Here is a 15,351-nt window from a genome sequence, read left to right as displayed (position 1 = left end):
TTGATTCCGCCATAGCTCAGTTGGTAGTAGCGCATGACTGTTAATCATGATGTCGTAGGTTCGAGTCCTACTGGCGGAGTATAGAATAAAAGAGATCAAGTAATTGATCTCTTTTTTACTTTTCATTTTAATGTTAATTAAAGCTCCGTTTAGTTAACGGAGCTTTTCTCTATTTAGTTATTTGGGAAAAATGCTTGATATAAGGCTTTAATTGCTTTTTCTTCTTGATCTTTACTTACAACAAACATGATGGAAACTTCACTAGAACCTTGCGAGATCATTTGAATATTCACTTCATTCTCTGATAGTGCTTTGGCTGCAGTGGCAGTAACCCCTACCTGACTCTTCATTTTCTCACCAACAATCATAATGATGGAAAGATCATGTTCAATTTCGGCTGTGTCAACTTCGAGCTTTTGCGTTAATTGTTTTAAAATTTCTTGTTCTTTGATTGGAGTCAGTTCACGAGAACGCAAAATGATGGACAAGTCATCGATTCCTGTTGGCATATGTTCCCAACTGATATTGAGATCTTCTAAAATTTGAAGGACTTTTCGACCAAAACCGACTTCACGGTTCATAAGGTATTTTGTAGTGTTAATACTAACGAATCCTGAATCACCTGCAATTCCTACAACAGTCACATGATCATTTGAATGTTCCAAAACAATGCGGGTTCCAGGGTGGTCTGGATTATTAGTATTTTTAATGACTAATGGAATTTTACCTCTGTATGCTGGAACGAGTGCTTCATCATGCAAGACTGAAAAACCAGCATAGGCCAATTCACGCATTTCTTTGTAGGTTAATTCAGGAATAGAATGTGGGTGTTTAATGATACCTGGATGTGCCGCAAAAATACCATTTACATCTGTAAAGTTTTCGTATAAGTCTGCTTTTACACCTGCTGCAATGATTGATCCTGTAATATCAGATCCTCCACGAGAAAATGTACAAATGTCGCCATCCTGAGTAACACCAAAGAAACCTGGAATGACAATCACTTCACTTGAATCTTTTAGTTCTTCAATTTTATCGTAACTAGATGGTAAAATACGAGCGTTGGAAGGTTCAGCAGTGACCGTAATTCCTGCTTCTTTTGGATGGATATATCTTGCTTCTAATCCATTTTGATTGAAATAAGCAGCAATGAGTTTAGCATTGTTATTTTCGCCTGCTGCTAGGAATGCATCGTATGTGAATGGATTCCCTTTTTTAGGTAAATTTGTTAAATCATAGATATCTTCAGCAATTTCTTGAATAATGGAATCTTTGAGACCCAATTCTTCTGTAATGGCACGATAGCGTTCAATAATCCACTGTTGTGTTTGTGTGACATCCTTATCTGAAGTAAATTCTTTATAATACCGGATCAGAGCATCTGTTACTTTTGTATCTTCAGCGTTGCGTTTGCCTGGAGCTGATACAACTACAAATCTTCTTTCTGGATCATCTTTAATGATATCAAGTACTTTTTTTAATTGAGAAGCTGATGCTAGAGAACTTCCACCGAATTTAGTTACTTTCATATTTTCTCCTTAATAGTTTCATTAATACATTATACCAAAGTTCAGTTATTGATACAATGTATTTACAGATAGGGCAAAAATAATTGATTCTGTAAAGGGGAGAAATTGTAATTATTCAAATTTTACAATTTTGTTACATGTTATAGATATATTTTACTATTTTACTTTTTTGTGGTATGATATGTTATAATTCAAAAGTTTTAATATCAAAATATTTTATATTTAAACAAAAGGAGTCAGTGATGTTTGAAACAATTTTGTATTCTGTCGAAAACGACCTCGCGACAATCTCTTTAAATCGTCCTGAAGTATCCAATGGTTTTAACATTCCAATGTGTCAGGAAATTTTAGCTGCCCTGGAAGATGCAGAAAAAAATGAGGAAGTAAAATTCATTATTCTATCAGCAGAAGGGAAAATCTTTTCAGTTGGTGGAGATTTGAGCGAAATGAAACGCGCAGTCGATGCGGATGACATCGAGTCTCTTGTTTTAATTGCCGAATTAGTTAATACGATTTCAAAGAAAATCAAGCAATTGCCAAAACCGGTTATTATGGTGGCAGATGGAGCGGTTGCTGGAGCAGCTGCTAACATTGCAGTAGCTGTTGATTTTTGTATTATTAGTGATCGGACTAAATTTATCCAAGCCTTTGTTGGGGTTGGTTTAGCACCGGATGCGGGTGGCTTATTCTTGTTAGGAAAAGCCATTGGCATGTCTCGGGCTACTCATTTAGTAATGACGGGTGAAGCCTTGACTGCTGAAAAGGCATTTGATTATGGCCTAGCTTATCGTGTTTGTGAATCTGAAAGACTCGATAAAACAGTTGAGCAATTGCTTAAAAAATTAAGAAGAGGATCTTCAAATTCTTATGCTGCCATGAAAGAAATGGTTTGGGAAGCATTCTTGAAAGAATGGGACCAATATGCGGGTCTTGAATTGGATTTGCAAAAGAAACTAGCATTTACAGAAGATTTCAAGGAAGGGGTTATTGCCTACTCTGAGAAACGTCGGCCACAATTTAAAGGAAAATAAATTTGTAATTTTTCTATGTTTTGTGAAAAAATGCTTGCAAATTATTTTCATTTTTGATAAAATTTGACTATCAAAGTAAAATTAGGAGGTGGAGTTTTGAATTACCAATTAGTTAACGACTATTTAACATCCATCTTTAATAATGTTTTGGTTATTGAGGAGTCGAGTCTAAGAGCAAGTCGATTCAAAGATGTTTCTATTAAAGAAATGCATACGATCGATGTGATTGGTTCGACACCGAATGCAACCCCGAGTGATATTTCACGGGAGTTGATGGTGACTTTGGGGACTGTCACGACAAGTTTGAATAATCTTGAGCGCAAAGGGTATATCGAAAGAAGAAGATCGGAAGTTGATCGCCGGGTTGTACACTTGAGTTTAACGAAGAACGGTCGTCTACTTTATCGTCTTCATCAGCAATTCCATAAACGGATGGTCAACCAGATTATTGGAGATATGAGTCCCGAAGAGAAGAAAGTGATGCAAAAAGGATTGCAAAATCTGTATCGTTTCTTGGAGGAAATTAAATAATGGTCTTTGCTAAAATTAGTCAAGTTGCTCATTATGCACCTGACCAAGTCGTATCAAATGATGATTTGGCTGAGATCATGGATACAAGTGATGAATGGATCAGTAGTCGGACAGGTATCTTTCGGCGTCACATTTCAAAAGATGAGACGACAAGTGATCTAGCAACAATTGTTGCACAAAGATTATTAGCAAAAGCAAACTTAGATGCTGAGGAAATTGATTTCATCGTTGTTGCTACGATTACTCCAGACAGCTTAATGCCATCAACTGCAGCCCGGGTACAAGCTAATATTGGAGCTTCTCGAGCTTTTGCCTTTGATCTGACTGCAGCATGTAGCGGATTTGTATTTGCATTAGCCACTGCTGAAAAATACATTTCTTCAGGTATGTACCGGCGAGGAATTGTGATCGGTAGTGAGACGCTTTCAAAAGTATTAGACTGGTCAGACCGTTCCACTTCAGTCCTTTTTGGAGATGGAGCTGGTGGTGTCTTGCTTGAAGCAAGCGATCAAAAATCGTTTTTGGCTGAGAATCTTTTTACAGATGGTAGCCGAGGTGCTAGTCTTGAGTCTTGCTATTTGGGGCTGTCTTCCCCTTATTCAGATGACGTTTCTGATCGAAGATATCTGACAATGGATGGACGGGCAGTTTTTGATTTTGCCATTCGTGATGTCACGAAAAGTATTCAAAAAATTATAGCAGACGCCTCTATGGAAGCAGAAGAGATTGACTATTTTCTGTTACACCAGGCGAATGACCGTATGTTAGATAAGATGTCAAAAAAACTGGGTGTCTCTAGAGAGAAAATCCCAGCAAATATGATGGAATATGGGAACACTAGTGCTGCTAGTATCCCCATTCTATTATCGGAGTGTGTCGAGAATCATCGAATCAAGATGGATGGAAGTCAAAAAATTCTTCTAACAGGATTCGGTGGAGGTTTGACATGGGGCACACTTCTTGTTACAATCTAGTTAAACATGTGGAAACACATTTTAAAAATTTATATATTATTTTTTAAGGAGGCCTATCATGGCAGTATTTGAAAAAGTACAAGAAATTATCGTTGAAGAACTTGGTAAAGAACCATCAGAAGTAACTCTTGAATCTACATTCGAAGATTTAGAAGCAGATTCATTGGATTTGTTCCAAGTTATCTCTGAAATTGAAGATGCTTTTGACATCCAAATCGAAACTGAAGAAGGATTGTCTACAGTTGGTGACCTTGTCGCTTACGTAGAAGAAAAAACAAAATAATGATAGATGAGAGTATCGAAAGATATTCTCTCTTATTTAGGTAATAGTTTGAGGCTCAAAGAAACAATCTTTTAAACTCAAACTATTACTTAAGTGAAAAAAGAGGTAGGTATAATGCAAACACGAATTACTGAACTATTGAATATTAAATATCCAATCTTCCAAGGTGGTATGGCCTGGGTTGCTGATGGAGACTTGGCTGGAGCCGTTTCAAATGCTGGTGGACTCGGAATTATTGGTGGTGGTAATGCCCCTAAAGAAGTGGTAAAAGCTAATATTGATAGAGTAAAACAAATCACTGACAAACCATTCGGTGTTAATATCATGCTTTTGTCACCATTTGCAGATGACATCGTCGACCTCGTTATCGAAGAGGGTGTTAAGGTTGTTACAACAGGTGCCGGAAACCCAGGTAAATATATGGAGCGTTTCCACGAAGCTGGAATTACAGTAATCCCAGTTATTCCATCGGTAGCACTTGCTAAACGTATGGAAAAACTTGGAGCTGATGCTGTTGTCGCAGAAGGTATGGAAGCTGGTGGTCACATTGGTAAATTGACAACCATGGCACTTGTTCGCCAGGTTGCGGATGCGGTATCTATCCCAGTTATTGGTGCTGGTGGTGTTGCAGATGGACGTGGTATGGCTGCTGTTCTTATGCTTGGAGCAGAAGCTGTTCAGGTTGGTACTCGTTTCGCTGTTGCTAAGGAATCTAATGCACACCAAAACTTCAAAGATAAGATTTTGAAGGCTAAAGATATTGATACTGTTATTTCAGCCTCAGTTGTTGGACACCCAGTTCGTGCGATTAAGAATAAATTGGCTACAGAATATAACCAAGCTGAAAAAGATTTCTTGGCTGGTAAGAAGACTCAAGAGGAAATTGAAGAGCTTGGTGCAGGTGCCCTTCGTAACGCTGTTGTTGATGGAGATGTGGAATATGGTTCAGTTATGGCTGGACAAATTGCAGGTCTTGTTCGTAAAGAAGAAACATGTGCAGAAATCTTGGAAGACCTTTACACAGGTGCTGCCAAGGTGATTAAAGAAGAAGCTGCTCGTTGGGCAGATGTAAACGTCTAAAAACGTCGAAAGGATTAGGATAGTGACAAAACGTGCGTTCTTATTTGCTGGTCAAGGGGCTCAGAAATTGGGCATGGCGAGCGATTTGTATGCGGCTTATCCCGTTGTTAAAGAGACATTTGATACGGCTAGTCGTATTCTAGGCTATGATTTGCGTGAATTGATTGATTCTAACGAAGAAAAACTGAATCAGACACGCTATACTCAACCAGCTATTTTGACAACGTCAGTAGCCATTTATCGTCTCTTAGTAGAAAATGGTATCACTCCTGATATTGTTGCCGGTCTCTCTTTGGGGGAATATTCTGCCCTGGTTGCGGCTGGAGCTCTTTCGTTTGAAGATGCAGTAGCTTTGGTTGCGAAACGAGGTGAATTCATGGAAACGGCAGCTCCCGCTGGAAGTGGGAAAATGGTTGCTGTTATGAATACAGACCCAAGTTTGATCGAGGAGATTTGTCAACAAGCATCCGAAAAGGGTGTAGTAACACCAGCTAACTACAATACGCCAGCACAAATTGTGATTGGTGGTGAGGTTGCGGCTGTGGACTATGCTGTGGAACTATTGCAGGAAGCAGGTGCCAAACGCTTGATCCCTTTGAATGTGTCAGGTCCATTCCACACAGCCTTACTGGAATCTGCTAGTCAAAAATTGGCGGCTGAACTAGAAAAAGTATCATTTAATGATTTTGATCTTCCTTTAGTTGGGAATACAGAAGCTACTATCATGAAGTCAGAAGATGTGAAAGCACTTTTGGCCCGTCAAGTAAAAGAACCGGTTCGTTTCTATGATTCAATTGCTACGATTCAAGAATTTGGTGTAGATGAGGTCATCGAAATTGGACCTGGAAAAGTCTTGTCAGGATTCTTGAAGAAAATTGATAAAACTCTTCCAACTCATAACGTCGAAGATCAGGCTAGTCTAGATGCACTTCTGAATGCTTAAAACGAGGTAAAGATGGAACTTAAAAATAAAAATGTTTTTGTAACAGGTTCAACACGCGGAATTGGATTGGCTGTGGCTCATAAATTTGCGAGTCTCGGTGCCAATGTTGTCCTAAATGGACGTTCTGAAATTTCTGAGGACTTGCTTGCACAGTTTGCTGACTATGGTGTGACTGTTGTTGGTATTTCTGGGGATATTTCTAATGGCGAAGATGCGCAACGTATGGTGGCTGAAGCAATTGAAAAGCTTGGAAGTGTTGATGTTTTGGTCAATAACGCTGGCATCACAAACGACAAGTTGATGTTGAAAATGACTGAAGAAGATTTTGAACGGGTCTTGAAAATCAACTTGACAGGTGCCTTTAATATGACTCAAGCTGTCTTAAAACCGATGTCTAAAGCTCGTCAAGGGGCCATTATCAACATGTCCTCTGTTGTTGGTCTAATGGGGAATATCGGTCAAGCTAACTATGCGGCTTCAAAAGCTGGTTTGATTGGTTTCACTAAATCAGTAGCGCGTGAAGTTGCGGCTCGTGGCGTTCGTGTGAATGCCATTGCACCTGGTTTCATTGAATCAGATATGACTGATGCTATTCCAGAGAAAATGAAAGATGCCATGCTAGCTCAAGTGCCAATGAAACGAATTGGTCAAGCTGAAGAAGTGGCAGAAGTTGCGGCTTTCTTAGCAGGTCAAGAATATTTAACTGGTCAAACAATTGCCATTGATGGCGGCATGACTATGCAATAATGAATGCTCACTGATCGAAAATCACTTACTTAAATATCCATCCGACAAAAGGAGAATATATATGTCTACAAATCGTGTTGTTGTTACAGGTTACGGTGTAACCTCACCAATCGGAAATACACCAGAGGAGTTCTGGAATAGCCTTCATGAAGGAAAAATTGGAATCAAGCCCATTACAAAATTTGATGCTTCTGAAATTCCAGTCTTTAATGCTGGTGAAATTCAAGATTTCCCATTCGATAAATATTTCGTAAAAAAAGATCAAAATCGTATGGATACTTACTCATTGTATGCAATCTATGCTGCAATGGAAGCTATTGAAAATTCAGGCTTGAACATGGAAGAAGAAGATCGCGATCGTGTTGGTGTGATTGTATCATCTGGTATCGGTGGTTTGCAAGAATTGGAAGATCAAATTATCCGGATGCATGAACGTGGGATGAAGAGAATCCAACCAATGTTTATTCCAAAAGCTCTTTCAAACATGGGGGCTGGAAACATCGCACTTAAGATTGGGGCTCAAGGGGTATGTAAATCCGTGACAACAGCTTGTGCTTCTGCCAACGATGCCATTGGTGAAGCTTTCCGTGAAATTAAATTTGGTATGCATGATGTTGTTTTGGCAGGTGGTGCTGAAGCTTCGATTACTAAGATTGGTATCGGTGGTTTCAATGCTCTTACGGCCCTTTCAACAACAGAAGACCCAGAACGTTCATCTATCCCATTTGACAAAGACCGTAATGGTTTTGTGATGGGTGAAGGTGCAGGGGTTCTTGTCATCGAAAGTTTGGAACATGCCCAAAAACGTGGTGCTAATATTTTGGCTGAAATTGTTGGTTACGGTTCAAACTGTGATGCTTACCATATGACAACACCAACACCAGATGGTTCAGGTGCTGCTAAAGCAATTAAATTGGCTATTAATGAAGCTGGTATCAAACCTGAAGATGTCGATTATGTCAATGCGCATGGTACATCTACACCTGCCAATGAGAAAGGTGAAAGCGGAGCTATTGTTTCTGTACTTGGTAAAGAAGTTCCTGTATCATCTACGAAATCATTTACAGGACACTTGCTTGGTGCTGCTGGTGCGGTTGAAGCGATTGCTACCATCGAAGCGATTCGTCACAGCTTTGTACCAAAAACTGCTGGTACTAAAGAATTGTCTGACTATATCGAAGCAAACGTTGTTTATGGTGAAGGTCAAGAAGCGGATATTCAGTACGCTATCTCAAATACCTTTGGTTTTGGAGGACACAATGCTGTTCTGGCCTTTAAACGTTGGGAGGGTTAATTCATGAATATTTCTGAAATCAAAGATTTGTTGGCTCAATTTGATGCGTCAACTTTGCGTGAATTCTCATATAAAAATAATGGCGAAGAATTGAATTTGAGTAAAAACCAAACGAGTTCAGTTGCGGCTACACCGGTTGCTCCTGCAGTTGAAGTGGTAGCAGCTCCTCAAACTCCTGTAGTAGCCCCTGTTGTTGAAGCACCAGCAACTCCAGCTGTAGCGGCTGAACCAGTTGCTGCTCCAGCTCAGGCTGCAGAAGGTGATGTGGTTGAAAGTCCATTGGTTGGGGTGGCTTACTTGTCGCCAGCTCCGGATAAACCAGCCTTTGTATCTGTAGGAGATAAGGTCACTAAGGGTCAAACACTCTTGATTATCGAAGCCATGAAAGTGATGAATGAAGTCCCAGCACCAAAAGATGGGGTAGTCACTGAAATTTTGGTAACGAATGAAGAAATGGTTGAATTTGGAAAAGGATTGGTTCGAATCAAATGACAATTGATATTAATGCTATTCGTGAGGCTTTGCCGCATCGTTACCCAATGCTTTTGGTGGATCGCGTTTTAGAAACAAGTGAAGATACGATTGTTGCCATTAAAAACGTGACAATTAATGAACCATTTTTTAATGGACATTTTCCACAATATCCTGTTATGCCAGGTGTTCTCATCATGGAAGCTTTGGCACAAACAGCAGGTGTACTAGAGTTGTCAAAACCTGAAAATAAAGGGAAATTAGTCTTTTATGCAGGGATGGACAAGGTGAAGTTTAAAAAACAAGTCGTTCCAGGAGATCAACTGGTGATGACAGCTACTTTTGTCAAACGTCGTGGAACAATTGCTGTTGTTGAAGCGAAAGCAGAAGTAGACGGTAAGCTTGCAGCTTCAGGAACGCTTACGTTTGCAATTGGAAATTAAGAAAGGCCTATCTATGTTTCGTAAGATCTTAATCGCCAATCGTGGTGAGATTGCAGTTCGTATTATTCGTGCGGCTCGTGAACTTGGCATCGAGACGGTTGCAGTGTATTCTACTGCTGATAAAGAAGCCTTGCATACCTTACTAGCGGATGAAGCAGTCTGTATTGGACCTGCTAAATCAACAGAGTCTTATTTGAATATGAGTGCTGTCTTGTCTGCAGCTGTTCTAACAGGAGCAGAAGCTATCCATCCTGGTTTTGGATTTTTAAGTGAAAACTCAAAATTTGCGACCATGTGTGAGGAAGTGGGCATTAAATTTATTGGTCCTTCTGCTAAAGTCATGGATTTGATGGGGGATAAGATTAATGCTCGTAAACAGATGATCAAAGCAGGAGTGCCTGTTATTCCTGGATCAGATGGTGAAGTGTATACTGCTGAAGAAGCCCTCGAGATTGCAGAGCGTATTGGTTACCCTGTGATGTTGAAAGCATCTGCAGGAGGCGGTGGCAAGGGAATTCGGAAGGTTGAAAAACCAGAAGATTTGGTTGCTGCTTTTGAATCTGCTTCCTCAGAAGCTCAAGCTGCTTTTGGGAATGGGGCCATGTATATGGAGCGGGTGATTTATCCGGCACGCCACATTGAAGTACAGATTTTAGCGGATCAGCATGGACATGTCATTCACTTAGGTGAACGCGATTGTTCTCTTCAACGGAACAATCAAAAAGTTCTAGAAGAATCCCCTTCAATTGCTATCGGAAAAACTCTTCGTAATCAAATTGGTTCTGCTGCTGTTCGGGCTGCTGAATCAGTTGGGTATGAGAATGCTGGAACGATTGAATTCTTGTATGATGAAGGCAAGGGTGAGTTCTACTTTATGGAAATGAATACCCGTGTGCAAGTGGAGCATCCTGTCACAGAATTTGTAACAGGAGTTGATATCGTTAAGGAACAGATTAAAATCGCAGCTGGCCAAGAATTATCCGTTACTCAAGAGGATATTGTCATTAAAGGCCATGCGATTGAATGCCGGATCAATGCGGAAAATCCTTCCTTCAACTTTGCACCAAGCCCAGGTAAGATCACTAATCTCTATCTTCCAAGTGGTGGGGTTGGCTTGCGTGTGGATTCTGCTGTGTATCCTGGTTATACGATTCCGCCATACTATGATAGTATGATTGCCAAGATCATTGTCCATGGGGAAAATCGCTTTGATGCACTGATGAAAATGCAGCGTGCTCTTTATGAGTTGGAAATCGATGGTGTCACCACCAATAGTAGTTTCCAGTTGGATTTGATCTCAGATTCGCATGTGATCGCTGGTGATTACGACACTGCATTTTTGATGGAACAATTCCTTCCAAATTATAATAAGGAATGATGAAAAAGCCTGGACTTGTGAGGGAAGTATGAACATCATCTTCACAGTTTCAGGCTTTTATAGTAATGCTGCAGATACTGTAGCATATTATAAGGAGTAAGTAATGGCATTATTTTCTAAAAAAGATAAATATATTCGGATCAATCCGAATAGGTCAGCCTGGAAGGAGCCTCAGCCAAAACCTGAAGTTCCTGATGAACTATTTTCACAATGCCCAGGTTGTAAACATACCATTTACCAAAAGGATTTAGGTAGTGAGCGTGTCTGCCCGAATTGTGGCTATACCTTCCGTATTTCTGCTAAAGAACGCTTGGCGCTGACAGTGGATCCAGCTAGCTTTGAAGAAATGTTTACAGGAATCGAAACGACAGATCCTTTGAATTTCCCAAATTATAAGAAGAAACTAGCAGCAGTGCGGGAAATGACAGGACTGGATGAAGCTGTCCTGACTGGAACTGCCTTGATTAAAGGTCAAAAAGTTGCGCTTGGGATCATGGATTCCAACTTTATCATGGCTTCAATGGGTTCTGTAGTAGGCGAAAAAATTACTCGTTTATTTGAATTTGCGACAAAAGAAAAATTGCCAGTTGTTCTTTTTACCGCTTCCGGTGGTGCTCGGATGCAAGAAGGAATCGTGAGTTTGATGCAAATGGCAAAAATTTCTGCGGCTGTACAACGCCATTCCAAAGAAAAATTATTCTATTTGACGGTATTGACAGATCCGACAACTGGTGGGGTGACAGCCTCATTTGCTATGGAAGGTGATATTATCATGGCAGAGAGTCAAGCCTTGGTTGGGTTTGCTGGTCGACGCGTGATCGAATCAACTGTGCGTGAAAAATTGCCTGATGATTTCCAAAAAGCAGAATTTCTACAAGAACATGGATTTGTAGACTTGATCGTGGAGAGAAGTCAAATCCGAGCGACAGTTGGACAATTATTAGCCCTTCATGGAGGTAAACATGAGTAAAATAACACAGATTATTAAAGAGGCACGTGACCAAGGAAGATTGACTGCGCTTGATTTTGCTCAAGGAATTTTTGATGATTTTATCGAATTGCATGGAGATCGAAACTTCCGTGATGATGGTGCGGTGATTGGTGGGATTGGACGCTTAGGCGATCAAACGGTTACAGTCGTTGGAATCCAAAAAGGAAAAAATCTTCAGGATAATCTAAAACGTAATTTTGGGCAACCACATCCAGAAGGCTATCGAAAAGCTTTGCGTCTCATGAAGCAAGCGGAGAAATTTGGCCGTCCAGTTGTGACCTTTATCAATACAGCGGGTGCTTATCCCGGTGTTGGTGCTGAAGAACGAGGACAAGGGGAAGCCATTGCCCGCAACCTCATGGAAATGAGTGATCTAAAAGTTCCAATTATCGCGATTATCATCGGAGAAGGTGGCTCTGGTGGTGCCTTGGCTCTTGCTGTGGCAGATAAGGTCTGGATGCTTGAGAACTCCATCTATGCGGTCTTGAGTCCAGAAGGTTTTGCCTCTATTCTTTGGAAAGATGGAAGTCGTGCCATGGAAGCAGCAGAGTTGATGAAGATTACTTCTCATGAATTGTTAAATATGGAAATTGTCGATAAGGTGATTCCCGAGCATGGATTTTCGAATGGGGAACTACTGGCTCAAGTGAAGAAGGAATTACAGGAAGAGTTAAAGGTTTTACAAGCTTTACCTCTCGAAGAGCTTCTGGAGCAACGCTACCAACGTTTTCGTAAATATTAAAAAACTGAGCTTGCAATTTGCAAGACTCAGTTTTTTTAAACTTTATTTTGGTGCGATGACTTCTGCGCCACCCATGTATGGGCGAAGGACTTCTGGAATGGTCACAGAACCGTCTTCGTTTTGGTAGTTTTCAAGAATAGCAGCGACGGTACGTCCGACAGCTAACCCTGAACCGTTCAAAGTGTGAAGGAGTTTTACCTTGCCATCTGCTTCATCACGATAGCGGATTTGCGCACGGCGAGCTTGGAAATCTTCTGTATTAGAACAGCTTGAGATTTCACGGTAGGTGTTTTGCGCTGGAATCCATACTTCCAAGTCATAAGTCTTGGCAGCTGAGAAGCCCATGTCTCCCGTTGAGAGAGCTACCACACGGTATGGAAGGTTCAGTTTTTGAAGGATATTTTCAGCATTGACAACCATTTTTTCCAATTCATCATATGATTCTTCTGGTTTAGCAAATTTCACCATTTCAACCTTATGGAATTGGTGCAAACGGATCAATCCACGAGTATCACGACCAGCTGAACCAGCTTCTGAACGGAATGATGGACTCATAGCGGTGAAGTAGATTGGAAGGTCTTTTCCATCAAGAATTTCATCGCGGTAGTAGTTCGTCAAAGGAACTTCAGCAGTTGGAATGAGGACATAATTGGTATCGCTAAGTTCAAAAGTATCTTCCTTGAATTTTGGATACTGACCAGTACCAAACATAGAATCATGGTTGACCATGTAAGGAGGGATGACTTCAGTGTAGCCTTCCTTGCCATGTTCCTCCAACATGAAGTTGTAGATAGCGCGTTCTAAGCGAGCTCCAAGTCCTTTGTAGAAGAGGAAACGAGCACCAGTGACTTTAGCCCCGCGTTCCCAGTCAAGGATATCAAGGTCTTCACCTAAATCCCAGTGAGCTTTTGGTTCAAAGCCAAATTCGCGCGGTGTTCCCCAACGACGAACCTCAACATTGTCATCCTCATCTGCTCCAACAGGGACACTATCAGCAGGGATGTTTGGAAGGGTAGTAGTGAATTCAGTTAATTTTGCATCGATTTCAGCTAATTCTGTATCCAATGCTTTGACCTCTGCAGAGAGGGTTTGCATGGCAGCAATCTTATCATCTGCATTTTCCTTGTTGCGTTTAGCTTGTGCTATTTCAGCAGATACAGTGTTACGCTCTGCTTTGAGATTTTCTACTTTGACTAAGATATCTCGACGTTTGGCATCGATTTCTTTCATTTCATTCAAAATAGCTGCATCTACGCCACGTGTTGCCAATTTTTTAGCAACCGCATCAAAGTCTGTACGAATCCGTTTAATATCTAACATAGCTTCTCCTTTAACAAAAAACACACCTGTTAGAGTGTTGGAGTGGCAGAGCCACGGTTCCATCCAACTTCACAGGTGTGCACTTGATTCAATATTGTATTTTAAAGAAACGGTAGAATTTCAATTAAGATTTCTATCTGCTCGCAGCAACCGCAGACTTTCTGAAAGAGCCTCTTAACTTACTTATCCGTTTGCGTCTATTATACAAGAAAAGATCCTATTTTGCAAATAGATTTTTAATTTTAGCCGTGATGGTTTGGATCAATGTAGGAAGTTTGACAATTTTATCATTTCCTAGATGTTCCCGAGCAATCTTTAAAATTTTTCCAGAGTCTTTTGAAGCAAAGAGAAATTTTGATTCTCTAGTATAGATTTCAAAATGGCGGCTAATTTTACGTCCGGATACATTGGCTCCGATTTGTTCAATTTCTTGCCAGGGAATTTGGATGTAGTCTTCTACATTTGCATCCGCATAAAATTCAAAAGCGGCATTCCCTACTAGGATTTTTCCAACCTTTCCCCCCACTCCAAGGTAAGAAACCCCTGTAGTATGGAATTCAACGGTTTTATTCAATGATTGAGCCATGAGATCCTCCTGTATTGCTGTTCACTCCATTATATCATAATAAAAAGAAGGCCGAAACCTTCTTTTTAGTTGATCTTTGCTTACATCAAGCCAGCAACGTGTGCTAATACACCGATTACAAAGAGGGCGATGATGATAGTGATTGGAGATACTTTTTTCTTCAACAACCACATACAAGCAAAAGTAAGAAGTAATCCCATCAAACCAGGAATCAATGAATCCAAGTTTTGTTGGAAAGTCGTAACTTTTTCAGGTGTTTGAGAGAGACCTGAGCCAACTTGAGCGAAGGCTTCTTGGATACCCTTGTATCCTTCAGGAAGTTTATCCCAGTGGATATAAGCTTTGTCGTCTAATTTTACAGAAGAAACATTAAAGATGAATTTAATAGATACCCAACGTTCTACCAAGACAGCGAGGATGAACATCCCAAGGATAGAAGCCCCTTTAGTGATGTCTTGCAAGATCCCACCAGACATATCTTTGGTAATTTCAGAACCTGCTTTGTAGCCAAGTTCTTGCGTGTACCACAAGAAGGCCATACGAATCGCATTCCATGCGATAAAGAAGATAAGTGGACCAAGGATATTACCAGACGCAGCAAGTGATGCACCAAGAGCACCAAGGATAGGACGTACTGTAAACCAGAATACTGGATCTCCGATACCCGCCAAAGGACCCATCATACCAATTTTAACCCCTTGGATGGCAGCATCGTCAATAGCAGCACCGTTTGCTCTTTCTTCTTCAAGAGCAAGCGTTACCCCGATGATAGGAGCGGCAACGTATGGGTGAGTGTTAAAGAATTCCATGTGACGCTCAAGAGCAGCCGCTTGGTCTTCTTTCTTTGTGTAGAGTTTTTTGATAGCTGGGATCAATGAGTATGCCCAACCCAAGTTTTGCATCCGTTCATAGTTCCAAGAACCTTGCAAGAAGGTTGAACGCCACCAAACTTTTTGACGATCTGATTTAGATAATTGTAATTTTTCAGTCATGATAGTGTCACACCTT

17 protein-coding genes and 1 tRNA gene are annotated in these 15,351 nt (G+C 40.6%); 14 read left to right on the top strand and 4 right to left on the bottom strand.

Annotated features, from left to right (window positions below; genetic code table 11):
- The first annotated feature begins 5 nt into the window (after positions 1-5).
- Positions 6-79, top strand: a tRNA-Asn gene (locus tag RDV49_RS10385).
- Between the two features lie 94 nt (positions 80-173).
- On the opposite strand, the gene RDV49_RS10380 is transcribed toward RDV49_RS10385, so the two are convergent.
- Positions 174-1,529, bottom strand: coding sequence for an aspartate kinase (locus tag RDV49_RS10380; protein WP_003010473.1), 1,356 nt, complete (start codon positions 1,527-1,529; stop codon positions 174-176).
- A 239-nt stretch (positions 1,530-1,768) separates the two neighbouring features.
- Between RDV49_RS10380 and fabM the strand changes: the two genes are divergently transcribed.
- From fabM to RDV49_RS10315, 13 genes are all read left to right on the top strand, one after another.
- Entirely contained in the window at positions 1,769-2,560 is a 792-nt protein-coding gene (gene fabM, locus RDV49_RS10375) for a trans-2-decenoyl-ACP isomerase (protein WP_037608326.1), read from the top strand.
- A gap of 96 nt (positions 2,561-2,656) precedes the next feature.
- On the top strand, positions 2,657-3,091 hold the full coding sequence (gene fabT, locus RDV49_RS10370) for a fatty acid biosynthesis transcriptional regulator FabT (RefSeq protein ID WP_003003993.1): 435 nt from the start codon (positions 2,657-2,659) through the stop codon (positions 3,089-3,091).
- Positions 3,091-4,065 (top strand): beta-ketoacyl-ACP synthase III, encoded by a 975-nt coding sequence (locus RDV49_RS10365; RefSeq protein ID WP_003010465.1) that lies wholly within the window; start codon positions 3,091-3,093, stop codon positions 4,063-4,065. Before fabT ends, RDV49_RS10365 begins: the two co-directional genes overlap by 1 nt.
- Before the next feature lie 58 nt (positions 4,066-4,123).
- Entirely contained in the window at positions 4,124-4,348 is a 225-nt protein-coding gene (locus tag RDV49_RS10360) for an acyl carrier protein (protein ID WP_003003892.1), read from the top strand.
- A 114-nt stretch (positions 4,349-4,462) separates the two neighbouring features.
- Positions 4,463-5,428 (top strand): enoyl-[acyl-carrier-protein] reductase FabK, encoded by a 966-nt coding sequence (gene fabK, locus RDV49_RS10355; protein ID WP_037608323.1) that lies wholly within the window; start codon positions 4,463-4,465, stop codon positions 5,426-5,428.
- A 22-nt stretch (positions 5,429-5,450) separates the two neighbouring features.
- Positions 5,451-6,371, top strand: a complete 921-nt coding sequence (gene fabD / locus RDV49_RS10350; protein ID WP_003010459.1) for an ACP S-malonyltransferase — start codon at positions 5,451-5,453, stop codon at positions 6,369-6,371.
- Positions 6,372-6,383: 12 nt separating this feature from the next.
- Complete coding sequence (fabG, locus tag RDV49_RS10345) at positions 6,384-7,118, top strand: 3-oxoacyl-[acyl-carrier-protein] reductase (RefSeq protein ID WP_003010456.1); 735 nt, start codon at positions 6,384-6,386, stop codon at positions 7,116-7,118.
- Positions 7,119-7,179: 61 nt separating this feature from the next.
- Positions 7,180-8,412, top strand: a complete 1,233-nt coding sequence (fabF, locus tag RDV49_RS10340; RefSeq protein WP_003010454.1) for a beta-ketoacyl-ACP synthase II — start codon at positions 7,180-7,182, stop codon at positions 8,410-8,412.
- Positions 8,413-8,415: 3 nt separating this feature from the next.
- Positions 8,416-8,904: an acetyl-CoA carboxylase biotin carboxyl carrier protein gene (accB, locus tag RDV49_RS10335; RefSeq protein ID WP_003010451.1), complete on the top strand. Its 489-nt coding sequence runs from the start codon at positions 8,416-8,418 to the stop codon at positions 8,902-8,904.
- Positions 8,901-9,326, top strand: a complete 426-nt coding sequence (gene fabZ, locus RDV49_RS10330; RefSeq protein ID WP_003004019.1) for a 3-hydroxyacyl-ACP dehydratase FabZ — start codon at positions 8,901-8,903, stop codon at positions 9,324-9,326. Before accB ends, fabZ begins: the two co-directional genes overlap by 4 nt.
- Before the next feature lie 13 nt (positions 9,327-9,339).
- Positions 9,340-10,704, top strand: coding sequence for an acetyl-CoA carboxylase biotin carboxylase subunit (locus tag RDV49_RS10325; protein WP_003003860.1), 1,365 nt, complete (start codon positions 9,340-9,342; stop codon positions 10,702-10,704).
- A 103-nt stretch (positions 10,705-10,807) separates the two neighbouring features.
- Complete coding sequence (accD, locus tag RDV49_RS10320) at positions 10,808-11,674, top strand: acetyl-CoA carboxylase, carboxyltransferase subunit beta (protein ID WP_003003810.1); 867 nt, start codon at positions 10,808-10,810, stop codon at positions 11,672-11,674.
- Positions 11,667-12,437, top strand: coding sequence for an acetyl-CoA carboxylase carboxyl transferase subunit alpha (locus RDV49_RS10315; protein WP_021154504.1), 771 nt, complete (start codon positions 11,667-11,669; stop codon positions 12,435-12,437). Before accD ends, RDV49_RS10315 begins: the two co-directional genes overlap by 8 nt.
- Positions 12,438-12,479: 42 nt before the next feature.
- Here the strand turns inward: RDV49_RS10315 and serS are convergent, their stop codons facing one another.
- The 3 genes from serS to RDV49_RS10300 form a co-directional block, all read right to left on the bottom strand.
- Complete coding sequence (serS, locus tag RDV49_RS10310; RefSeq protein WP_037608319.1) at positions 12,480-13,757, bottom strand: serine--tRNA ligase; 1,278 nt, start codon at positions 13,755-13,757, stop codon at positions 12,480-12,482.
- A 217-nt stretch (positions 13,758-13,974) separates the two neighbouring features.
- The gene (locus tag RDV49_RS10305) at positions 13,975-14,343 is read right to left on the bottom strand and encodes a DUF956 family protein (protein ID WP_003010437.1); all 369 of its coding nucleotides are present in this window, start codon (positions 14,341-14,343) and stop codon (positions 13,975-13,977) included.
- Between the two features lie 80 nt (positions 14,344-14,423).
- Positions 14,424-15,335, bottom strand: coding sequence for a PTS system mannose/fructose/sorbose family transporter subunit IID (locus RDV49_RS10300; RefSeq protein ID WP_003010435.1), 912 nt, complete (start codon positions 15,333-15,335; stop codon positions 14,424-14,426).
- Positions 15,336-15,351: the final 16 nt, after the last annotated feature.

The organism is Streptococcus parasanguinis (assembly GCF_031582885.1).
Lineage (GTDB): Bacteria > Bacillota > Bacilli > Lactobacillales > Streptococcaceae > Streptococcus > Streptococcus parasanguinis_M.
This window is presented reverse-complemented; position numbering and strand designations above follow the sequence as displayed.